This is a genomic window from Pseudomonas costantinii (assembly GCF_001870435.1).
In the GTDB taxonomy this organism is placed as follows: domain Bacteria; phylum Pseudomonadota; class Gammaproteobacteria; order Pseudomonadales; family Pseudomonadaceae; genus Aquipseudomonas; species Aquipseudomonas costantinii.
Genome location: NZ_MDDR01000020.1, coordinates 25,007 through 47,567, shown reverse-complemented (window position 1 = coordinate 47,567; position 22,561 = coordinate 25,007). Strand labels below are relative to the sequence as shown.

The 22,561-nt window shown below is 60.9% G+C and carries 19 protein-coding genes; 12 read left to right on the top strand and 7 right to left on the bottom strand.

What is annotated here, in order from left to right:
- Positions 1-2: 2 nt before the first annotated feature.
- From BFL40_RS10685 to metC, 8 genes are all read left to right on the top strand, one after another.
- The gene (locus BFL40_RS10685) at positions 3-809 is read left to right on the top strand and encodes a transporter substrate-binding domain-containing protein (protein ID WP_071483949.1); all 807 of its coding nucleotides are present in this window, start codon (positions 3-5) and stop codon (positions 807-809) included.
- On the top strand, positions 802-2,223 hold the full coding sequence (locus tag BFL40_RS10680) for an FAD-binding oxidoreductase (RefSeq protein ID WP_071483948.1): 1,422 nt from the start codon (positions 802-804) through the stop codon (positions 2,221-2,223). Before BFL40_RS10685 ends, BFL40_RS10680 begins: the two co-directional genes overlap by 8 nt.
- Entirely contained in the window at positions 2,220-3,422 is a 1,203-nt protein-coding gene (locus BFL40_RS10675) for an aminotransferase class I/II-fold pyridoxal phosphate-dependent enzyme (RefSeq protein WP_071483947.1), read from the top strand. The genes BFL40_RS10680 and BFL40_RS10675 overlap by 4 nt, the downstream gene beginning before the upstream one ends.
- On the top strand, positions 3,419-4,144 hold the full coding sequence (locus tag BFL40_RS10670) for an amino acid ABC transporter permease (RefSeq protein ID WP_071483946.1): 726 nt from the start codon (positions 3,419-3,421) through the stop codon (positions 4,142-4,144). The genes BFL40_RS10675 and BFL40_RS10670 overlap by 4 nt, the downstream gene beginning before the upstream one ends.
- A complete protein-coding gene (locus BFL40_RS10665) occupies positions 4,134-4,817 on the top strand; it encodes an amino acid ABC transporter permease (RefSeq protein ID WP_071483945.1) in 684 nt (227 codons plus the stop codon). The genes BFL40_RS10670 and BFL40_RS10665 overlap by 11 nt, the downstream gene beginning before the upstream one ends.
- Entirely contained in the window at positions 4,804-5,628 is an 825-nt protein-coding gene (locus BFL40_RS10660; protein WP_071483944.1) for an amino acid ABC transporter ATP-binding protein, read from the top strand. The genes BFL40_RS10665 and BFL40_RS10660 overlap by 14 nt, the downstream gene beginning before the upstream one ends.
- A gap of 16 nt (positions 5,629-5,644) precedes the next feature.
- Entirely contained in the window at positions 5,645-6,241 is a 597-nt protein-coding gene (locus BFL40_RS10655; protein ID WP_071483943.1) for a cysteine dioxygenase family protein, read from the top strand.
- Positions 6,242-6,310: 69 nt separating this feature from the next.
- Entirely contained in the window at positions 6,311-9,010 is a 2,700-nt protein-coding gene (metC, locus tag BFL40_RS10650; protein WP_071483942.1) for a cystathionine beta-lyase, read from the top strand.
- Between the two features lie 40 nt (positions 9,011-9,050).
- Here metC and BFL40_RS10645 read toward each other — a convergent pair whose 3' ends face one another.
- From BFL40_RS10645 to BFL40_RS10620, 6 genes are all read right to left on the bottom strand, one after another.
- A complete protein-coding gene (locus tag BFL40_RS10645; protein ID WP_071483941.1) occupies positions 9,051-10,127 on the bottom strand; it encodes a nucleoside hydrolase in 1,077 nt (358 codons plus the stop codon).
- Between the two features lie 27 nt (positions 10,128-10,154).
- The gene (locus BFL40_RS10640; RefSeq protein ID WP_071483940.1) at positions 10,155-11,465 is read right to left on the bottom strand and encodes an MFS transporter; all 1,311 of its coding nucleotides are present in this window, start codon (positions 11,463-11,465) and stop codon (positions 10,155-10,157) included.
- 188 nt (positions 11,466-11,653) lie between these two features.
- Positions 11,654-12,286 carry an N-carbamoylsarcosine amidohydrolase gene (locus BFL40_RS10635; RefSeq protein WP_071483939.1) on the bottom strand — a complete coding sequence of 211 codons (633 nt, stop codon included), beginning with the start codon at positions 12,284-12,286 and terminating at the stop codon, positions 11,654-11,656.
- An 11-nt stretch (positions 12,287-12,297) separates the two neighbouring features.
- Positions 12,298-13,050, bottom strand: a complete 753-nt coding sequence (locus BFL40_RS10630) for a maleate cis-trans isomerase family protein (protein ID WP_071483938.1) — start codon at positions 13,048-13,050, stop codon at positions 12,298-12,300.
- An 11-nt stretch (positions 13,051-13,061) separates the two neighbouring features.
- Positions 13,062-13,865 (bottom strand): alpha/beta fold hydrolase, encoded by an 804-nt coding sequence (locus BFL40_RS10625; protein WP_071483937.1) that lies wholly within the window; start codon positions 13,863-13,865, stop codon positions 13,062-13,064.
- Positions 13,862-14,995, bottom strand: coding sequence for an FAD-dependent monooxygenase (locus BFL40_RS10620; RefSeq protein ID WP_071483936.1), 1,134 nt, complete (start codon positions 14,993-14,995; stop codon positions 13,862-13,864). Before BFL40_RS10620 ends, BFL40_RS10625 begins: the two co-directional genes overlap by 4 nt.
- A gap of 305 nt (positions 14,996-15,300) precedes the next feature.
- On the opposite strand from BFL40_RS10620, the gene BFL40_RS10615 reads away from it, so the two are divergent.
- The 4 genes from BFL40_RS10615 (at position 15,301) to BFL40_RS10600 (ending at position 21,806) form a co-directional block, all read left to right on the top strand.
- Positions 15,301-16,353 carry a 2,5-dihydroxypyridine 5,6-dioxygenase gene (locus BFL40_RS10615; protein WP_071483935.1) on the top strand — a complete coding sequence of 351 codons (1,053 nt, stop codon included), beginning with the start codon at positions 15,301-15,303 and terminating at the stop codon, positions 16,351-16,353.
- 745 nt (positions 16,354-17,098) lie between these two features.
- Positions 17,099-17,536, top strand: coding sequence for a MarR family winged helix-turn-helix transcriptional regulator (locus BFL40_RS10610; RefSeq protein ID WP_071483934.1), 438 nt, complete (start codon positions 17,099-17,101; stop codon positions 17,534-17,536).
- Between the two features lie 254 nt (positions 17,537-17,790).
- The gene (locus tag BFL40_RS10605; RefSeq protein ID WP_071483933.1) at positions 17,791-18,276 is read left to right on the top strand and encodes a (2Fe-2S)-binding protein; all 486 of its coding nucleotides are present in this window, start codon (positions 17,791-17,793) and stop codon (positions 18,274-18,276) included.
- A gap of 2 nt (positions 18,277-18,278) precedes the next feature.
- Positions 18,279-21,806 carry a molybdopterin cofactor-binding domain-containing protein gene (locus BFL40_RS10600; protein WP_071483932.1) on the top strand — a complete coding sequence of 1,176 codons (3,528 nt, stop codon included), beginning with the start codon at positions 18,279-18,281 and terminating at the stop codon, positions 21,804-21,806.
- A 40-nt stretch (positions 21,807-21,846) separates the two neighbouring features.
- On the opposite strand, the gene BFL40_RS10595 is transcribed toward BFL40_RS10600, so the two are convergent.
- A complete protein-coding gene (locus BFL40_RS10595; RefSeq protein WP_071483931.1) occupies positions 21,847-22,491 on the bottom strand; it encodes a TetR/AcrR family transcriptional regulator in 645 nt (214 codons plus the stop codon).
- Positions 22,492-22,561 lie beyond the last annotated feature (70 nt).

The window sequence follows — 22,561 nt, the reverse complement described above, 5'->3', positions numbered from 1 at the left end:
GCATGAGCCTGAAAACCTTGACCGCACTCGGCCTGGCGCTGTGTGCGGGCTTCGCCCACGCGGATGCAACCCTGGACAAGATTCAGCAACGTCACGCTATCAGCGTCGGCGTGATTCTCAGCGGCCCGCCGTTCGGCACCCTCGACCCCAAGACCGGCGAACACCTGGGCTACAACGTCGAGTTGGCCAAGGGCATCGGCCAAGCGCTGGGTGTAGAGACCAAGACCGTTTCGGTGCTGGCACCCAACCGCGTGCAGTTCCTGCAACAGGGCAAGGTCGACATCCTGATCGCCAATATGCAGTTCACCGAAGAGCGCGCCGAGATCCTCGACTACGTGCCTACACCTTATGAAGAGGTGGGCGGCGCGGCGTTGATTCGCAAAGGCGCCGGGATCAAGCAGTGGGCTGACTTGAAGGACAAGCCGGTGTGCGTGTCCCAGGGCAGCAATTTCATCAAGCCGCTGCAAGAGACCTATGGTGCGCAGATCAAGGCGTTTCGCAGCCAGTCCGAATCGCTGCTGTCCTTGCGTGGCAATGGTTGCGTGGCCGCGGTGCACGTCAGCCCGACCCTGCACGCATTGCTCAGCGATGCCGAGTGGGCCGGTTATGAAATCCCTTTGCCGGGTGACCTGATTCCGTCGAAATCGGTGATCTGGATTCGTAAAGGTGAACACGACACTCAAGCCAAACTCGATGCCATCGTGCGCGACTGGCATAAGAGCGGTTTTCTGATCGCCCTGGGTGAGCGTACGGGCATGGCGCCGTCCCAGGCGCTGCGCGATCTGCATGAGCAGTACAGCCATGAGTGAAACGCTCTTCGCCACCTTGCAACAACTGCTCGGCGCGGCCCATGTGCAAACCAGTGCGCAGGCTGCGCACTACCTCACTGACAAACAGGGGCGTTACACCGGGCACGTAATCGCGGCCGTGCACCCGGCCAATACCGACGAAGTGGCGGCGGTGGTACGTGCCTGCGCGGCCTTGAGCGCGCCCATTGTCGTGCAGGGTGGCAACACCGGCTTGATGGCTGGCGCCACGCCGGATGCCAGCGGGCGTTCGGTGCTGTTACTGCTCGACCGGATGAACCGTGTGCGCAATGTCGACACCGACAACGACACTCTGACGGTAGAAGCCGGCTGCATCCTGCAAAACGTCCAGGACGTGGCCCGCGACGCCGATCGCCTGTTCCCCCTGAGCCTGGGCGCGGAGGGCAGTTGTACCCTTGGCGGTAACCTCGGCACCAATGCCGGCGGCACCGGCGTGCTGCGTTATGGCAACACCCGAGAGCTGACTCTGGGCCTGGAAGTGGTCACCGCTGAAGGTGAGATCTGGCACGGCCTGCGCGGTTTGCGCAAGGACAATACCGGCTACGACTTGCGGGACCTGTACATCGGCAGTGAAGGCACCCTCGGCATTATCACCGCCGCCACCTTGAAGCTTTTTCCGCTGCCCAAGGCTCAGGCCACGGCGCTGCTGGCCTTTGATGAACTGGCCCAGGCTGTTGCATTTCTGTCCCATGCCCGCGCAGGTTTTGGTGCGAGCTTGACGGCCTTCGAATTGCTCAGCGCCGACTGCCTGGCGTTGCTGCGCGATCAGTTTCCGCAAGGTCCACAGCCATTCAAAACGGCAAACCAACCCTGGTTTGCGTTGATCGAACTCTCCGATAACCATGGCGAAAACCATGCGCGCGAGGCCTTCGAGCACGTGCTCGGCGAAGCCTTCGAGCAGCAACTGCTGAGTGATGCATTGATTGCCGAAAGCCTGGCGCAAAGCGACGCCCTGTGGCTGCTGCGCGAGAACATGAGCGAGGCGCAGAAGCGTGCCGGGCAAAACATGAAGCACGATATTTCGGTGCCGATTTCCCAAGTGGTAGCGTTCGTTGCTCACACCGATGCGCTGTTGCAGCAGCATTTCCCCGGCGTGCGCCACTTCACCTTCGGCCATTTGGGCGACGGTAACCTGCATTACAACGTGGCCCATCCGTTGGATTCGACGGTGCAGGCGCACATGGCGCATTACGCCCAATTGAGCGCGCTGGTGCATGACAGCGCCCACGCCCATGGTGGCTCCATCAGCGCCGAACACGGGATTGGCCAGCGTAAGGTCGGCCTGCTCGGTCGCTATAAAAGCGCGGTGGAGCTGGACCTGATGCGCCGCATCAAACAGGCGCTGGACCCGAACAACCTGCTCAATCCCGGCAAAGTCCTTGAGGTGCAGCCATGACCGTACGCCTGTCCCAACGCGTGCAGCGGGTGTCGCTGTCGGCCAATGCCGCGGCCAAGTCCCGCGCAACGCAATTGCGCGAAGCCGGTCGCGATATCCTCGACCTCACCACCGGCGAGCCGGATTTCGATACGCCGGAACACATCAAGCAGGCGGCCTATGCCGCTATCGCTGCCGGTGCGACCAAATACACCCCGACGCCAGGCGTGAAGGCACTGCGGGTGGCGGTACAGCGCAAGCTGGCCGAAGAAAATCACCTGGACTATCCGCTGTCATCCATCGTGATCGCCAACGGTGCCAAACAGATCATCTTCAATGCCTTCGCTGCCACCCTGGATGACGCTGATGAAGTGCTGGTGCCGACGCCGTACTGGCCGTCATTCCCCGACAGCGTGCGCTTCAACGGCGGCGAACCGGTCTTTATCGAATGCGGGCTGGAGCAGGGCTGCAAACTGCTGCCGAGGCAGTTGGCGCAACACATCACCGAGCGCACCCGCTGGCTGATCCTCAATGGCCCGGGCAACCCGAGCGGCGCGGTGTACAGCGAAGCCGAGTTGCGCGAGTTGGCCGAGGTGCTGCGCCGCCATCCCCACGTGCTGATCCTGCTGGATGAGCTGTACGAACACATCCGCTTCGACGGTCATCCGGCCCAAAGCCTGTTGAATGTCGCACCGGACCTGGAGGACCGCTGCCTGCTGGTCGGCGGCGTGTCCAAGACTTACGCCATGACCGGTTGGCGCATCGGCTTCGGCGCGGGGCCGAAAGCTCTGGCCGACGCGATGGCCGTGGTGCAATCGCAATCCACCTCCGGTGCTTCATCGGTGGGCCAGGCTGCTGCGTTGGCGGCTTATAACGGCGGGCTGTGTTTCCTCGCGGAGCAGGTCGCGGCCTATCAACTGCGCCGGGATGTGTTGGTCGAGGCGCTCAACACTGTCGAGGGCCTGGAAGTGCTCGTGCCCCAAGGCGGCTTCTTCGTCTTCGTACGCTGTGCCGGGCTGCTGGGACGTTATCGCCCGGACGGCCAGCGTATCGACAACGACGGGGATGTGGTCGCCTGGTTGCTGGAAGAGGGCGTGGCTGGTGTGGCGGGCAGTGCCTATGGCCTGTCGCCGTGGTTCCGGCTGTCCATCGCCACCGCGACCGACAGCGTGGCTGAGGCTGGGCGACGTATCGCGATAGCGTGTGGAACATTGAAATGATGGAGCTGTTCGTCCACTGGGCCGCCGGTATCGGTCTGAATTACAACTTCCTGCTGGATGCCTACCAGCGCGGCACGCTGGTCCAGGGCGCGTTGACCACCGGCCTGCTGTGCCTGTTCACCATCATCGGTAGCCTGCTGGCAGGTATCAGCCTGGCCGCGATGCTGACCTCGGGCAACCCCTGGCTGGCCAAACCGGCGCGGGTGTTTGTCGAAGTCACCCGCAACACCCCGACGCTGGTGCAACTGTATTGCGCGTTCCTGGTGCTGAACATGCTGCTGACCCAGGCTGTGGGCGCGGCCAACCCGCTGACGCCGTTCGCCTGGGTGGTGATCGTGATCTCCCTGCACAAGGGGGCGTTCCATGCCGAAGCCTTGCGCGCCGGCATCGAAGCGGTGCCCGCCGTCACCCTGGAAGCCGCCAGCTCCCTGGCGTTCAGCAGCCGCCAATTATTGTGGAATGTGCAGTTGCCATTGGCGTTGCGCTTTGCCTTGCCGTCGCTGATCAACAACCTGATCGACCTGGTAAAGATGACCGCCGTGGCCTCCGCGATTGCTGTGGGGGACATCACCTACGCGGCGATCATGATCTGGACCCAGAGCGACAACGTGCTGGAGCTGATGATCCTGATCCTGAGTTTTTTCGGCCTGCTGAGTTTTACCGTCAATTGCGTGGGGCGCTGGTTGGAAGCGCGCCTGAGGATGCCCGGCTATGGCCATTGATTCATTCCCGGTGCTGTCGGCGTTGTTGCAATGGTCGCCGGCACTGGTGGCCGGTTTTGGCCAGAACATCCTGATCAGCCTGGTGGCGATTGCGATTGGCTCAGTGCTGGGCCTGTTGATTGGCGCACTGGCATTGTCGCCGGTGGGGGTGATTGCGCGGGTGTGGGTGCAGGTGTTTCGCAATGCGCCGTGGTTGGTGCTGATCTATTTCACGACCTACGTGTTCCCGTTCGAGATTCACATCGGCAGCAGCTACGTGTCGTTCCCCGATTGGGTCAAGGTCACCATCGGCTTGGCCTTGCCGGCGAGCGCCAACGTGGCGGAGATCTTTCGTGGTGCCATCGGCTCGATCCCCAGCACCCAGTGGGAAGCTGCGCGTTCGTTGGCATTCACTCGGGGTCAGTTGTTCCGTTCGATCATCCTGCCGCAGTGCTTCAAGCGCATGTTGCCGCCGTGGATGAACCTCTACGCGGTGGTCACCATGGGCACCGCGCTGGCCTCGCTGGTGGGCGTGCATGACGTGATCGACACCGCGCAGATCGCCAGCAACACCGTAAACATGACCGGTTTTACCGTGGTGATCTACCTGAGCCTGCTGGTGCTGTTCTTCGCCTACTGCTACCCGATTTCCCGCCTGACCCAACACCTGGAGCGCCGTTATGCCTTCTATTGAACCCCTGGTGAGCCTGCGGGATGTACACCTGTCGTTTGGCGCCAATCCGGTGCTCAAGGGCATCGATCTGGACGTGCTGCGCGGCCAGGCAGTGTCGATCATCGGCCCGTCGGGCTCGGGTAAATCCACGATTCTGCGTTGTATTACCGGGCTGTTGCAGCCGCAGCGCGGCAGCATTCGTGTAGGCCAAACCCAGGTCGAGACCCTGGCCCAGGAAGCCCAGCGTATCGAGCTGCGCAAGCGTGTGGGGTTTGTGTTCCAGCAATACAACCTGTTCCCGCATTTGTCGGTGCTGGAAAACCTGGTAATCGCCCCGCGCAAAGTGCTGGGACGCAAGCGTGCCGATGCTGAAAAGGACGCACGCGCGCTGTTGGCCAAGGTGCGCATGGAGCACAAAGCCGATGCGTATCCGGGCCAACTGTCCGGCGGCCAGCAGCAGCGTGTGGCGATTGCCCGTGCCCTGGCGATGCGCCCGGAGCTGATCCTGTTCGATGAAGTGACCTCGGCCCTCGACCCCGAAACCGTCGGCGAAGTGTTGACCGTGATCCGCGAGCTGACCGAAGAGGGCATGACCTGCGTGCTGGTCACCCATGAAATGCGCTTCGCCGAAGAGATCAGCGACATCGTGTATTTCACCGAAAACGGCGTGATTGTCGAGCATGGCAGCGCCGAACAAATCTTCCAGAACCCCAGCAGCGAACGCACCCAGACGTTCCTGCGCCATGCACTGGGTGATTCGGGGCGCCGTGGCCCTATCGCTCACGATCCGTACCTGTTGACTAATTTGGCTCGTTACAGCCTGTCTGTCTGATAAGAGGAAAACCGCCATGAGTACCGTAAACCGTGCCGCCGTTATCGAAGCGTTTTTGCAGCAGATCCGTGTCATCAATCAGCGTGGCGTAGACCGCGCGGCCCTGGTGGAAATCGTCAGCCTGCTGGAGTCCCTGGCTGAGCGTCGCGACCTGTTCAACTTCGACGAATTCCCCGCGCCGGTGCCGGGGCAGGGCAGCACCGCGTTTCGTTATCGTCTGAACGACGATGGCGACACCCCGACCCTGTACCTCAACTCCTTGCTGCCGGGCAAAAGCACGATCCCACACAACCATGAGACCTGGGCGATTATCAGCGCCGTGGAGGGCCAGGAGATCAATTACGTCTATGCCCGCAACGACGAAGGCCGCGAGCCGGGGTTCACCACCCTGAGCCTGGAGAAGGAAGTAATTGTGCAGCCGGGCACGTCGATTTCGTTCCTCGGTGAAGACCTGCATGGGATTCGTGTCGACGGTGAGCAGGCTACCTTGCACTTCCATCTCTACGGTTTGCCGCTGGAATCGCTGAATGGCCGTTACGGCGTGGAAGCTGATGGCCGCATCCTCAACTACAACGCCTCGCAGATGGCCCCGTCGATCAAGGCCTACGCCTGACACAAGTGGTACCGGGCGAGCGTTTGTTGGCGTTGCAGTAGCTCTTTTTCTTAATTTGTTGGGACTTCCATGAGCCAGACCATCACCCCAAGTCAACTGCAGCAATGGCTGTTCGACGGGCAGGAAATCGCCGTATTCGATGTGCGCGAACACGGGCAATACGGCGAAGCCCACCTGTTTCATGGGGTGAACCTGCCCTATAGCCGCCTGGAGTTGGAAGTGCGACGCCTGGCGCCCAACCCGCAAGTGCGCCTGGTGATCTATGACCAGAGCGGTGGTGAGGTGGCGGCGCGTACCGCAGAGCGTTTGCAGGCCCTGGGCTACAGCCATGTGCATGTGCTGGAAGGGGGGGCGGATGGTTGGCAAGCCGCTGGTTTGCAGCTGTTTGCCGGTGTGCATGTGCCCTCGAAAGCCTTTGGGGAAAGGGTGGAAGAGGCCAGCCACACGCCTCACGTCACCGCTAGGCAATTGGCCGATTGGCAGGCAAGCGGTGAGCCATTGGTGGTGCTCGACGGTCGGCCGTTCGACGAATACCGCAAGATGACCATCCCCGGCTCGATCTGTTGTCCGAATGGTGAGCTGGGCTACCGCGTGCATGATCTGGTGCCGGATGACAGCACACCGATCGTCGTCAACTGCGCTGGGCGAACCCGAAGCATTATCGGCGCGCAGACATTGATCAACCTGGGGCTGAAGAACCCGATCTATGCCTTGGAAAACGGCACACAGGGTTGGTACCTGGAAGATTTCAAACTGGAGCATGGCAGCACCCGACGTTATGCCGAGCAGGTCAGCACCGACCTGGCTCAGCAGCGCCAGGCCGCGCAACAATTGGCCGGGCGGGCAGGGGTAGTGAATGTGTCGGCGGAGCAGGTTCGCGAGTGGGCCGGTGATACGCAGCGCAGCCTGTTTTTGTGCGATGTGCGCACCGCTGAAGAGTTCGCCGTTGGCAGCTTGCCGGGTTCGCAACATACACCGGGCGGGCAGCTGATTCAGTCCACCGACCTGTATATCGGCGTGCGCCAGGCGCGGGTTGTACTGGTGGACAGCGATGGCGTGCGTGCGCCGATTATCGCCAGTTGGCTGCGCCAATTGGGGCACGAGGCCTATGTGTTGAACGGCGGTATCGCCAGCGGCCTGGCCTTGCCGGTGTTGCAGCCGGTGGCGTATGAACCGCTGCCGTTGATCAGCGCCCAGGCACTGGCGCTGGAATTGAATGACGTTAACTTGATCGACCTGCGCCCGAGCATGGTGTATCGCAAAGGCGCTATTGCCGGCTCGCAGTGGTCGATTCGTTCCTTGCTGAAAACGGATCACCGCCCGCTGGTGCTGGTGGCGGATGAGCCAGCCTTGGCAGCCTTTGCTGCCCAGGGCTTACCCGCAAGATTGCTCGACGGTGGTTTTTCCGCCTGGGCCGCTGCCGGCCTGGCGGTGAGCGAAGACCCGCAAACGCCACCTGACGCGCAGTGCATCGACTTCCTGTTCTTCACCCACGATCGCCACAGTGGCAACAAGGACGCCGCCCGCCAGTATTTGGCCTGGGAAATCGGTTTGTTGGCGCAGATGAGCGAAGAAGAAATTGCCAGCCTCAAACCGTTGGCCCCACCGTCGCGTGTGCGCACCCGGCTGATCCACGCCGCACGTACCGAAAAAGGCAGTGGCGGTCGCGCAGTCAATGTGCCGATCACGCGCATCAGCACCGTACTGTTCGACAACCTGGCACAGATGCGCGACGCACGTGCACGCCGGGACAGCGAACGCGTGTTGACCTACGGCGCACGCGGTAATCCGACGGCCTATGCCCTTGAAGATCTGATTACCGAGCTTGAGGGTGGCTATCGCACCCGTCTCTACGGCACTGGTCTTGCGGCTGCGGCACAAGTGTTCCTGGCCTACCTGCGCCCGGGCGATCATGTGCTGATCACCGACGCGGTGTATTCCCCGGTGCGCAAGCTGGCCCGCGAATTTCTCCAGCCGTTTGGGATTGAAGTCAGCTACTTCGCCCCGGACGGAAAGGGGCTGGAAGCGCAACTGCAAGCCAACACCCAATTGGTCTACACCGAAGTACCAGGCTCGTTGCTCTACGAGTTGTGCGACCTGCCCGCCATTGCCGCCTTGTGCAAACCGCGCGGCATCCTGCTGGCCGTCGACAACACCTGGGGTTCGGGCTACTTGTACCGGCCGCTGGCACTGGGCGCGGATATTTCGATCATGGCGCTGACCAAATACCTCGGCGGCCATAGTGACGTGATGATGGGCAGCGTGTGCACCACCGAAGCCGCATGGCCTGCGCTGGGCAAGATGAGCGACACCTTTGGCAATGCGGTGAGCGCCGACGATGCGTACCTGATCCTGCGCGGTGCGCGCACCCTGGCCTCGAGGTTGGATGTGCATGAGCGTCAGGCGGTCGAAATCGCCCAGTGGTTGCAGGCGCAGCCGCAGGTTAAGCGCGTGTTCCATCCGGTGTTGCCCGAGCATCCGGGGCATGCGTTGTGGCGTCGCGACTTCACTGGCAGTAATGGGTTGTTGTCGTTTGAATTGAGCAGCCTTGACCCCGCTTATATCGAGCGCTTTATCGATGGTTTGCAGTTGTTTGGATTGGGTGCTTCGTGGGGCGGCTTTGAAAGCCAGGTCACCGTTGCTGACACTCGGGACCGTGACAGCGTAGCGGATCGCTCGCTGAACCCGGTGGTGCGCCTGCATATTGGCCTGGAGGATGTGGCGGCGTTGATTGAAGATCTACAGCGCGGGTTTGCCTTGGCGGACTGAGTGAGGATCGCTCCCACGTCCTGTGGGAGCGATCAACCGGTCAGTGTTTGACCGGGGTTGGCAGCGTCACGAGGTTGACGTACCCGTCCCAGAATTTCTTCTGGTCCACGCCGAAGACCACTTTGGCCTTCTGCGTGCCCACGGGCGCTCCTTTCTTGTAGCCCAGCGCTCGGCCGTAATCCGCGCCAAACGTGGCATCTACATCGACCCACAAATCACGGGATTGCGTGACGATGTCCGGGCTGACCAGAAACAGCGCCGGCAAGCTGTCCCACGTAAAACTGTGATAGCTGGGGTCTTTGTCGAACAGTGGCCCGAACTCATGTTTGTACAGGTCGGCAATCGCGCCTTTTTGCGCAATCACACGCTGGTACACCGACTTATCGAAGGTGACTTTCTCGCAGACATCATTCGGGAAAATCACGTGTTCGATCGGCGAGCGCAACACGATCTTGGCCGCCTCCGGGTCGAACCACCAGTTGAATTCCGCCGCCGGCGTGGTGTTGCCCGGAATCTCCAGAGCGCCACCCATGTACACGATGCGCTTGATCAGCGGCACGATGTCCGGCGCCGAGCGAATCGCCAGGGCTATGTTGGTGAGCGGGCCGACGGCGAGGATGGTCACTTGGTGCGGGTTGGCGCGCACGCTTTGCACGATGAACTGCGCGGCGGTTTCGCTGCGCAGTTGGGTATGGGTCGCGAGGCCATCCGGTGGCGGGACCAATTGCGACGCTGAGGTAGGGCGCGGGCTCTTGAATGCGCCCGGCCAGCCTGAACCGAACAGGGCTTTTTCTGCCTCGTAGGTGGCGTAGTCATGCAGCAGCGGGTAGGCGGCGCCGGAGTAGACGCCCACCTGTTTTTCCACGCCCATGCGTTCCACGGCCTTGAGGGCGTCGACCTGCTCCTGATCGACCCAGGCGTTGCCGCTGACCAGGGTCATGCCGAGCAGGTCGATACGTTTTTGCGCATGCAACTGGGCGAGCATGATAAAGGCCTGGCCGTCATCGTTGAGCACATTGAAATCGGTGTCGAAGATGATTTTTTCAGCGGCCTGCGCGGTGCCGGCACACAGGCCGACGGCGACAAGCAGGGCACAGCGCTTGAGGAAGTCTTGCATGGTGATTCATCCGTAAAATGAGTGTTGTTAGCGGTTCACCAGTTTCGCCGGCAAGGCGATGACCAGGAGACTGCTGAGGATCAGGCAGCCGGCGAAGAACCACAAGGCACCCGCGCTGCTGCCTGTGACGTCGATCGCAACCCCCATCAACGAGTTACTGACCAGGCCTGCGATATTCGCCAGCGAACAGGCAAGGGCAAAGCCGGTGGCCGCTGCGGTGCCTTTGAGGAAGGTCGCCGGCAGGCTGAAAAACACCGGCACGGCGCCGATGATCGCGGCCGAAGCGATGGCGAACAGCAGCACGGTGGCGACTACGTTATGGGTAAAGAAGGTGCTGGTGGCCATGGCGGCGGCACCCACCAGAAACGGCACGATAATGTGCCAGCGGCGTTCGCGGTGTTTGTCGGAGCTGGCGCCGATCAGCAGCATACCTAGAAGCGCGGCAACGCTGGGTAGTGCGGTGAGCATGCCGATATGGAAGGTGTCGGTGATACCGGCGTTGCGGATGAACGTCGGCATCCAGAAGCCCATGGCGTAGGCGCTGAGCAGGATCGAGAAGTCGATACCACCGAGCATCCACACCTTGAGGTTGAAGAACCCGTCGCGAAAGCTGTGCTTGCTGCCGGAGTCGCCGGCCTCGTCCTTGCGCAGCTCGCTTTCCAATAACGACTTTTCTTCGTCCGACAGCCATTTGGCTTGCTGGAAGCTATTGGGCAGTGCCCAGAAGGTCAGTACGCCGAGCAATACGCTGGGCACTGCCTCGATCAGGAACAGCCATTGCCAGCCGCGTAGGCCGCCCATGTTATCGAAGTGGCTCATGACCCAGCCGGACAACGGGCCGCCGATCACGCTGGACAGCGGCAGGCCGATCATGAACAGCGCGATGATTCGCCCGCGCCGGTGGGTGGGGAACCAGGTGGTCAGGTAGTACAGCACACCCGGCAAAAAGCCCGCTTCGGCGGCGCCGAGCAAAAAACGCAAGATGTAGAACTGCGTGGTGGAGGTGACCAGCATGGTGCAAGCCGAAAGCAGGCCCCAGGTGATCATGATGCGTGCGATCCATATCTTCGCGCCGACCCGCTCCAGCACCAGGTTGCTGGGTACTTCAAAGAGGATATAGCCGACAAAAAACAAGCCGGCGCCCAGGCCAAAGGCGGTTTCGCTGAAGTGCAGCTGGTCGAGCATCTGCAGCTTGGCGAAGCCGATGTTGATGCGGTCGAGGTAGGCGGCCAGATAGCAGAAACACAGGAACGGAATCAGCTTCCAGGTGATCTTGTGGTAGAGCGTGTTGACGGGGTCGGCGACCGTAGTCGCGGGCGCTGCATTCGCAATGGGCATTGGGTGTCTCCTGGCGGTGACTTATGGTTTTTATACAGCCGCTTTTGTTCCAGCACTTCGGAGTGCTGTAGAAGCGACTTCCAAAGGCAGTGTCAGAAGACTGGGAGCTGCGCCAACTCCGACCTTTAACCGGGGCGCGGCTCACAGTTTTTCAAGACCGTGCTCTATGGCACGGTTCTCATGAAACTTTATTGCTCCCTGAATTTGCGCATCGCCTCCTGCTTGCTCACCACGTCGCCGTACTTGCTATCGATATCGAACAGGTTGGCTTCATGGGGCCCCGGGTGTCGATCACCGACGCATTCGCGCACGACGATAGTGCGAAACCCGTGTTGCACTGCATCCACTGCGGTAGCGCGGATGCAGCCGCTGGTGGAGCAGCCTGCCAATACCACGGTGTCGATACCCTGAGCGTGCAGCATCGGGGCCAGGCTGCTGCCGAAAAACGCACTGGCGTACTGCTTGGTGATCACCACTTCATCGTCTTGAGGTAACACCTCGGCGCAGAACGCCGCGAGGGGATTGCCTTCGACCATGTCCTTCATCACTGGGGCCTTCTTGACCCAGATACCACCGTCGACGAAATGGCCGGGATGGTAGCGGATATTGGTGTGCACCACCGCAATCCCATGTTGGCGTGCCGTGGCTAACAGTTCGACGCTTTCAGCCACCGCCGTGACCACGCCCGGCGCAAACAGCGGCGCACCGAGGGTGGTATAGCCCTGCATGAAATCGACCATCAGCAGCGCGGCTTTTTTGCCGAAGCCGATGCGGTTGCCCCATACGCCCTGGTAGTTGGCGTCGGCGGATTGTTCGCTCATCGCAAAATTCCTCAGTAAGCGCCGGACAGCAGGGCACCGGCACCGGGCACGATAGGCTCCAGGTCCAGGGCCTTGAGCATGGCGTAGGTGGTGGCGATAGCCGCAGTGAGTACGGGTTTGCCGGTTTGTGCTTCGACCTTGGCCACTACCGGCAACGACTGCATTTGCACGCAGGCTGAGAGCACGATTACGTCGACGCCTTCCAGGTTCATCCCGGCGACAATCGCCGGCAGATTGGCCGGGTCGTGGCGGGCCACTTCGAGGTTGTCGGGGATCTCCAGGGCGCGCCAGTCCACCACCTCAAAGCCTTCTTCGCGGATGTAGTTCACCACCAATTCGGTCAGCGGCTTCATGTACGGCGCGACGATGGCGATGCGCTTGGCGCCCATCACTTTCAGGCCTTCGATCAGCGCACCGGCGCTGGTGATGACGGGCGCGTTAGCGTCGTTGTCGGCGGTGGCTTTGCGTAGGCGTTGTTCGGAATTGCGGTGATAGCCCAGCCCCATGGCCATGATCGCCACCAGGCACGCGTAACCCAGCACATCCACCTTGGCGTCGGACAGCTCGACGGCGCAGCGGTCGGACTCACCGTCCATGGCTGCCAGTTCTTCCTTGCGCACTTGCTTCATGCGCATGCGGCTGGAGTGAAAGGTAAAGCGCTCAGGGCGGATCGCCTGGCGTGCGCTGAGCATCGCCGGGATCTCGGTTTCCATGGTGGTGTTGGAGCTCGGCACGATCTGGCCGATGCGGTAAGGCTTGTGCATGGTGGTCTCCGTTATTGTTGTGTGGGGAGGAAGTCGCCGAGGGCGTGGAAGAAGCCTTCGAGGTCGTCCCACGGGATCATGTGCCCGGCATCGGCGACGCGGGCGACCTGGATGGCCGGTTGCAGGTCCCGGATTTCGGCGATGTCTTCGTCGAGGATCACGCCGCCCCGTCCGGCCACCATTAGCAGGGCAGGGGCCTTGAGGTGGGGCAGGTCTTTATGAAAATCGACATCGTGGAAGTCATTGAAGGCGCGCACGATGGCGGGTTCGTAGCAGGTGTGCAGCCATTCGGCGCGCAGTTGCAGTTGCTCCTCGGTCCAGGTGGCGCAGAAGGTGCGCATCGCCTGCGCGTCCATGCCGACTAAAGACTGGCGGATCGAGTCGACGTACCACGGCAGTTTGCTCGGGTACTCACGCCGACCGGGACCGGACACAGGTGGGTCAATCAACACCACGCGGTTTACGCCCTGAGGATGTTTGACTGCACTGCGCACGGCAAAACGCGCGCCCATGGAATGGCCAACCAGGTGGTAGCTGTTCAGGTTCAGCGCATCGGCAAATGCGCCAATATCATCGGCGCAGGTGTCCGCGCTGTAATCCAGTTCGGGGCCGCTGGATGACAAGCCACGCCCACGCACATCCAACACATAGGTATCGAACTGCGCGCCAAGACGCTCGGCGACGAAACCCCAGGTGATCGCCGGGCTGGTGATGCCCGGAATCAGGATCAGCGCCGGGCCTTTTCCGCCGTAGCGCAGGTAATGCTGGCGAATGCCGTTGGCCTGTACGTTGCCGCCGTAGAGAAAACTGCTCACGCGGCCACCCCCGATTTCAGTTCCTGGGCGTACAGGTCATAGCCGTAGACCCAAGCCGGGTCTTCCTGGGTGCGCAGCCAAGTGTTGGCGTTGGACACCGCTTGCACACGGGAGGCGCGTTCCTTGCGGTTGGCTTCGTAGAGTTGGAACGCGGTGCGGTAGTCGCTGATCCCGGTTTCCTGCAGGCAGCGGGTGAGCATGGCGGCGTCTTCGATGGCCATGCCGGCGCCCTGGGCCATGTGCGGTTTCATTGGGTGGCAGGCGTCGCCCAGCAACACCAGGCGTCCACGGCTCCATAGCGGCAAGGGGTTGCGATTGCGCAGCGGCCATTTGGTCACGCTTTCAGTGGATTCGATCAGCGCCTGCACGGTGGGGTGATAGCCCTTGAAGGCGTCGAACATCTCTTCGCGGCTGCTGTCGACGAAGGCGCCCTGGAAGTCCCATTCGGCATGGGGCACGCCGGTCACGTAGTAGTACTCGTCGCGCTTGCCGGTGGTGTAATACACCATCATGTGACGGTCTTCGGTCCACCACTTGATGCAGTCTTCAAACTTGAGGTCGTACTTGGCCAGTTGGTCGCCACGGATCAACGCACGGTGCGCGACCCAGCCGCTGTACAGCGGTTTTTCCGCCCCCAGCAGTTCTTCGCGAATCTTCGAATTGATGCCGTCGGCGCCGATCACGATATCGGCGTAGGTCACGTTGCCGTCGGCAAAGGTCAGGCGCACCTGGGTGTCGGTTTCTTCGAGAGTTTCCAGGCGTTTGTTGAAGTGCAGGGTGCCCGGCTTGAGGGTGGACATTTGCAGGGCATGCAGGTCGCCGCGGTGCACGGTGATGTAGGACGCGCCATAGCCGGTGAGCGGGATGCGTGACAGGTAATCGCCGGTTTCGCCGCAGCGGCTGAACCAGTGCTCGGGGTGCGAGCCCATCAGGTCCAGCTGCTTTTCGATGCCCATGCGACGGAAGATTTTCATGATATTGGGCCCCATGTGGATCCCCGCGCCCAAGCGGGAAAACTCCGGTGCCTGCTCGTAGATGTCGACATCGAAACCGGCCTGCTGCAACAGGGTAGCAGCGGCGGCGCCGCCAAGGCCGGCACCGACGATGGCGATTTTTTGAGTGCTTCCCATGGGGCGTGATCCTCTCTTTTTTGATTTTGGCGGCGTCTGTCCGCAAGGTTTTTAAAGTGTATACGCTCATTTTTTGAAATGGGAAGACTGCTTTTGAAATTTTATTTTTTGGCCATGATTATCCCGTGTAACGAAATTTAACCTTTGTTTGTTGGGTTTGTGTGGAATGGTAACGTATTGGCTCGACGCTTGCAGTCCGCTCTCAAATCAGGTCTTATCGTTAGTAATTGGTGTATACGCTATATAAATGCACTAGAGTGAAGCGCGACGCCTGAACTTGGTGCAGCCCTAGAGGAGACAGGAAAATGCCGGTAAGCGATTGCGAACTGACCCAGATGTTTGAACACGTGCTGAAGCTGTCGAAGGTCGACCCGACCCAGAGCGTCGCCGTGCTCAAGAGCCATTACTCCGACCCGCGCACCGTGCGCGCTGCGATGGATGCGGCGCAGCGTCTGGGGGCCAAGGTGTATGCGGTGGAGTTGCCGTCTTTCAACCATCCGACAGCCATGGGCAATGACATGACCGCCTACTGTGGCGACACCGCGCTCACCGGCAATATCGCGGCGCAGCGCGCCCTGGAGGCCGCCGACCTGATTGTCGACACGATGATGTTGCTGCACTCACCGGAACAGGAGCAGATCCTCAAGACCGGTACGCGCATCCTGCTGGCTGTGGAGCCTCCGGAAGTGCTGGCGCGCATGTTGCCCACCGAAGAGGACAAGGTGCGTGTATTGGCGGCCGAACAACTGCTGAAAAAGGCGCGCTCGATCCACGTCAAATCCCGCGCCGGCAGCGACTTTTGCGCCGCATTGGGGCAATACCCGTCGGTGACCGAGTACGGTTTTGCTGATGAGCCTGGGCGTTGGGACCACTGGCCCAGCGGTTTTCTGTTCTCCTGGCCCAACGAAGAGACTGCCGAGGGCGTGCTGGTGTTGGACATTGGCGACATCCTGCTGCCGTTCAAGACCTATACCCGCGAGAAGATCACCCTGGAGATCGAGAAGGGCTTTATCACCAGGATCCACGGTGGGTTCGAGGCCGAGTACCTGCGTGATTACATGAAGTACTTCAACGACCCTGAGGTGTACGGCATCTCGCATATCGGCTGGGGCTTGCAGCCACGGGCGCAATGGACAGCCATGGGTTTGCACGACAAGAACGACGGCATGTGCATGGATGCGCGGGCTTTTTACGGCAACTTCCTGTTCTCCACCGGGCCGAATACCGAGGTGGGAGGGACGCGTAAGACGCCGTGTCATATGGACATTCCGCTGCGTCATTGTGATGTGTATCTGGATGATGAGGCGGTGGTGATTGCGGGTGATGTGGTCGCGCCAATAGCCTCCCTGGCACGCTGAAGATCCAAATGTGGGAGCTGCGGTTCGACGTTTCGACTTGCCGGCGATGAGGGTGTGTCAGTCAGTAAATTTATTGGCTGATGTACCGCTATCGCAGCATAGGTATCTACACAACTTTTAGTGTTGCGTGAGGCCTGTGGCGAGGAAGCTTGCTCGCGTGGGGGCCTCGGGTTGGGTGTTTTCTTTTGGTGGGTTTTTGAGTACATATCCGTTGTTTGGGTAACGGCGGCTTATGGTTTCGCTCTTACAGCCAGCCCTTTCAAGGTCTTTAGGTAGAACAGGCAATAAGTAACCTGTGGCGAGCGGGCTTGTCGGGTCGCCGCATCGCCCGCGTTGGGCTGCGAAGCAGCCCCAAAACCAACAGCCGAAGGGTGCCTGACTCACCGCATTCTTCCTTTTGGGGTCGCTTCGCAACCCAACGCGGGGCAAGCCCGCTCGCCACAGGGACAGTGTTCGCACTTCACTGGTTGGTATCAGCCAGATATGGCCAGTTTTTCAAAGACCTTGAAAGGGCTGGCTGTAAGAGCGAAACCATAAGCCGCCGTTACCCAAAAAACGGATATGTACCCAGCGGCCTAGCGACAACCACAAAGCCCAAGCCATAAAACAAATGTGTAGATACCTATGGCCATCGCAGGCAAGCCAGCTCCCACATTTTTGATTGTGTTCCTTCAGTGAGGAGCTTGAGTCATATCGATATCCCCGCCATCATGCCCCCCATCGCCAACCACCCACCGAGCCCGCCGTGCCTGATTCCTACGTTTTCTCTGAACAAGTCGGCCACCTGCTGCGCAAGGCCTACCAGCGCCACTTGGCGATCTTTCAGCAGAATGTCGGCGACTCTCAGCTCACCGCCGTGCAGTTTGTCACCTTGTGCGCGTTGCGCGATCACGGTGCAAGTTCCCTCACCGAGCTGGTCAAGGCTACTGCCGTCGACCAGGCGACCATTCGCGGTATTGTCGAGCGGCTCAAGGCCAAGGAACTGATTACCCTGGAGCCGGACCCGCAAGACAAGCGCAAAGTGGTGGTTGATCTGTCTGTCGCAGGTGCCGAACTGGTCAACCAAACCGCGCCCCGCGCTGCGCAGATCAGCGAACTGACCATGAGCAATCTCAACCCTGCCGAACGGGTAGCGGTGCTGTTTTTGCTGCGTAAGATGATCGACGATCCTATCGCACCCTAGCCCTTTGATCCGTAGCAGCTGCCGAGCCTTGGCGAGGCTGCGTCACGGTGTGTCAGATGCGCCGCCGACGCAGCCTCGCCAAGGCTCGGCAGCTGCTACGAGAGTTGTGTGTTGGAGGCTGGCACCGTTTTTGCTCTGTGTTGATGTAGTAGCTACTTCACGAGTCAAGTGTGTCGCGAGACCCCAGGTCCGCGACGCTTTTTTTTGACTGTTTCGTGTAGTGACTGCTTCATCAATTGATACGGGCGAAGCGAATGATCAGCCAGCACATCACGGTAGCGCTTGAGGTCAACGGCCAACTAAGCGAAGTCAGCGCCATGGCGGATACGCCGTTGTTGCTGGTGTTGCGCAATGACCTTGAACTCAATGGCCCCAAGTACGGTTGCGGCCTGGGGGAGTGCGGTGCGTGCACCGTGATCATCGATGGGGCGGCCGCACGCTCCTGTGTGTTCCCGCTGTCGGGTGCGGTGGGGCGCGAGATTATTACCCTTGAAGGCCTGGGCACACGCCAGGCGCCGCACCCGGTGCAGCAAGCCTTTATCGATGAGCAGGCCGCGCAATGCGGCTACTGCCTCAACGGCATGATCATGACCGCCAAGGCCTTGCTCGACCGCAACCCCAACCCCAGCGAAGCCCAGATCCGTAACGAGCTCTCGGGCAACCTCTGCCGCTGCGGCACCCATATTGAAATCCTGCGCGCCGTGCTACGTGCCGCCCGCCTCATGACCGTGGATTGCTGACCATGACCGACACTCCGTTTTCCCGTGACCAGTGGCTGGCCAAGGCCGGCGTCCTGTTGATCGTCGATGATGTGCTGCCGCCTTCAGGGCCGGTGGCCAAGGGCGGTATGCCCACTGTGAAACCCAAGGAGTTGGGGCTGTTTATCGCCGTGAACGATGATGGATGGGTGTATGCATTTAACGGTCATGTGGACCTGGGCACCGGCATTCGCACGTCGCTGGCACAGATCGTCGCCGAGGAACTGGACCTGACGCTGGACCAGATAAAAATGGTGCTGGGCGACACCGAGCGCGTGCCGAACCAGGGGGCAACGATTGCCAGCGCCACGCTGCAGATTTCCGCGATTCCGCTGCGTAATGCGGCAGCAGAAGCGCGGCGCTTTTTGCTGGCCCGGGCGGCGGGACGCTGGGGTGTGAGCGTGCCCAGCCTGAGCGTTGAAGCGGGTGTGATTCACGCGGCAGACGGGCGCACCACCACGTATGGCGAACTGGTCAGCGGCCAACGCGACCAACTGCGCATCAGCGGTGATGCGCCGTTGAAGGCCATCGAGGATTACCGTTTGGTGGGCAAGGGCGCCGCGCGGGTGGATATCCCCGGCAAGGCCACCGGCGAACTGACCTACGTGCACGATATGCGTGTGCCGGGCATGCTCCATGGTCGAGTGGTTCGCCCACCGTATGCCGGGTTGGATTGCGGCGATTTTGTCGGCAAAAGCCTGCTCAGCGTGGATGAGGCGTCCATCGCGCATATTCCCGGGATTGTCGCAGTGGTGGTGATTCGGGACTTTATCGGCGTGGTCGCAGTGCGCGAAGAGCAGGCGATCAAGGCCGCTCATGAGTTGCAAGTGCACTGGAAACCCTGGAATAACGCGCTGCCGGACATGAGTGATGTCGAGCAGGCGATTCGCGACAATCCCCGAGTACGGCGCACGGTGCTTGATCAGGGCAATGTCGACGAAGCCTTGGCGGGCGCGAGCCAGCGCATGTCACGCAGTTATCTGTGGCCGTACCAGATGCATGGCTCGATCGGCCCGTCCTGTGGCGTGGCGGATTACTCGTCGGCGGGCAGTCGGGTCTGGTCCGGCAGCCAGAACCCGCATCTGTTGCGCGCTGATCTTGCCTGGTTGCTGGAGTGCGAAGAAGCGCTGATCGACGTGATCCGCATGGAAGCCGCCGGCTGTTATGGACGCAATTGCGCTGACGACGTCTGCGCGGATGCGCTGTTGTTATCCCGTGCGGTGGGCAAGCCGGTACGCGTGCAGTTGAGTCGCGAGCAGGAACATTTGTGGGAGCCTAAAGGCACCGCGCAATTGATGGATGTGGACGGCGGATTGAACGCTGACGGCAGCATCGCCGCCTACGACTTTGAAACCAGCTACCCCTCCAATGGCGCACCGACCCTTGCCTTGCTGCTGACGGGGCGTGTGGAACCGGTGGCGGCGATGTTTGAAATGGGCGACCGCACCTCGATCCCGCCCTATGACATCGACAATATGCGCGTGAGCATTAACGACATGGCGCCCATCGTGCGTGCCTCGTGGATGCGCGGCGTGTCGGCCTTGCCCAACACCTTCGCCCATGAATCCTATATCGATGAGTTGGCGTTTGCCGCGGGCGTCGATCCAGTGGAATACCGCTTGCGTTATCTCAAGGACGAGCGCGCCATCGACCTGGTGAAATCCACCGCCGAACGCGCCAACTGGTCACCGCGTACCGCGCCGATGCAAACCGCCAATGAAGATCACCTGTTGCGCGGTCGGGGCTTTGCCTACGCGCGCTACATCCACAGCAAATTCCCGGGATTTGGCGCTGCATGGGCGGCCTGGGTGGCGGATGTGGCCATTGATAAGCAGACCGGCGATGTGTCGGTGACGCGGGTCGTGATCGGCCATGATTCGGGGATGATGATCAACCCGGCGGGGGTGCAGCATCAGATCCACGGCAATGTCATCCAGTCCACCAGCCGCGTGTTGAAGGAACGGGTGACTTTTGAAGAGTCAACGGTGGCGAGCAAGGAGTGGGGCGGTTACCCAATCCTGACCTTCCCCGAAGTGCCGCAAATTGATGTGCTGATGATGCCGCGCCAGGATCAGCCCCCCATGGGCGCCGGAGAGTCGGCGTCGGTGCCCAGCGCGGCAGCGATTGCCAATGCGATCTATGACGCCACCGGGATACGTTTTCGCGAGTTGCCGATCACGCCGGAACGCGTACTCGCCGCGCTGAATGCCGGTACCCTCGGCGAGCCGGCCAAGTCGCCTGAGAAGCGCCGTAAATGGTGGTTCGGTGCGCTGTTCGCGACCTTGGGTGCGGTAATGGCCACGGCCTGGCCGTTTCATGGCGAAATCGCGCCGATCGCCCCGCCCAGCGCGGGCACGTGGTCGAAGGCCACTCTGGAGCGTGGGCGCTTGCTGGCAGCGGTGGGTGATTGTGCGGTGTGCCACACCGCGCCGGGCGGTGCTACCAATGCCGGCGGGCTGGCGATGCAGACGCCGTTCGGTACGCTGTACAGCAGCAATATCACCCCAGATGTGAAGACCGGCATCGGCGCCTGGTCGTACCCAGCGTTCGAGCGTGCCATGCGCGACGGCATTGGCCGCGACGGGCGCAACCTGTACCCGGCGTTTCCCTATACGGCGTTTCGCAATATCAACGACGCGGACATGCAGGCGCTGTATGCGTATTTGATGTCCCAGGTGCCGGTAAGCCAAGCGCCAACGCCGAATGCCATGGGTTTCCCGTTCAATATCCGGCCGTTGATGGCGGGCTGGAATGCACTGTTTTTAAGGCGCGGCGAGATTACCGTGCAGCCTGAGCGCAGTGAGCAATGGAATCGCGGGAATTATCTGGTCAATGGCCTGGGGCACTGCGCCGCCTGCCATTCGCCACGCAATGTGATGGGGGCAGAGAAGGGGGGTAAGGCGTTTCTCGCGGGCGGCAGTGTGGACGGTTGGGAGGCGCCGGCGCTGAATGGTTTGTCCAAGGCGCCGACGCCGTGGACCGAAGATCAGCTGTTCACTTACCTGAGCACCGGCTATTCCGACGCTCATGGCGTAGCGGCAGGCCCGATGGGGCCCGTGGTGAGTGAACTGTCGAAATTACCCAAGGCAGACATTCGCGCGATGGCGGTGTACTTGGCCTCACTGAATGCTGATGCGGCGGCAGAGGCCCCGCTCGTGGCGGCGGCCAGCGTGCCCAATCCTAATGGGCGGCGCGTATTCGAGGGCTCGTGCAAGGCCTGTCATGCCGATGGTCTGGGGCCGAAACTGTTTGGTGTCAGCCCTAAACTTGCAACCAATACCAATGTGCACAGCGACCAGCCGGACAATTTGATCAAGGTGATTTTGCAAGGCGTCAGCAGTCCGGCGACCAAGGACTTGGGCTATATGCCGGGGTTCAAGGACAGCCTGTCGAACAGTCAGGTGGCGGATCTGGCAGCGTACTTGCGCGGGCAGTTTGCGCCGAATGCACCGCAGTGGAATGGATTGGAGCAGAAGGTCGCGCATTTACGCGCCAACCCCGGCACCCACTGATATTTCAAACCCTATGAAGATCAACCGTGGGCGCTGGTTTTTACACTGATGGAGAGACCCCGCGCAGCACCAAATCACTGATAAACCCTAGCCAGTCCTGCTGTTGGCCCTTGCTCGACAGGTCTTCACCCAGAAACGAGCTAAGCGTATGGCGGTTGGAGTTATAGAAGTAGCACAGCGAGGCGATCATCAAATACACGTGCTTGAGGTCGATGTCCTGGCGAAAGAGGCCCCGGGCCTGGCCAGCCTCGATGATCGGGCGCAATACGCCGACGGCTTCGCCCGACAACCGCCGCATCTCGCCGGACTGCTGGGCATGCTTGCCCTGGTGCAGGTTCTCGATGCTCAGGATCGCCACAAATTCGGGGTGCTTGACGTAGTAGTTCCAGATAAACGCCACTAAGTCGCGTAAGGCCTGTACCGGCGTGTCAAGGTCCAGCTTGAGCTTGCTTTCGGCTTTATTGAATTGCTCGTAGATGTATTCCAGCACGCAGATGAACAAGTGTTCCTTGCTGCCAAAATAGTAATAAAGCATGCGATCGTTAGAGTCGGCTTCCTTGGAGATGGTGTCGACGCGCCCGCCGGAATAGCCATCGCGGGTGAACACCTTGACTGCCGCCTGAAGGATGCGCGCACGCGTCTGGTCCGCCTGTTGGGCGCGGATGCCGGTCTTCTTGATCACCATGGGGAGCGTCTCTCACGACAGTCAGGGCGCGAAATATAGCATGGGCATTTTTGCGGCCGTTCTGTGACCG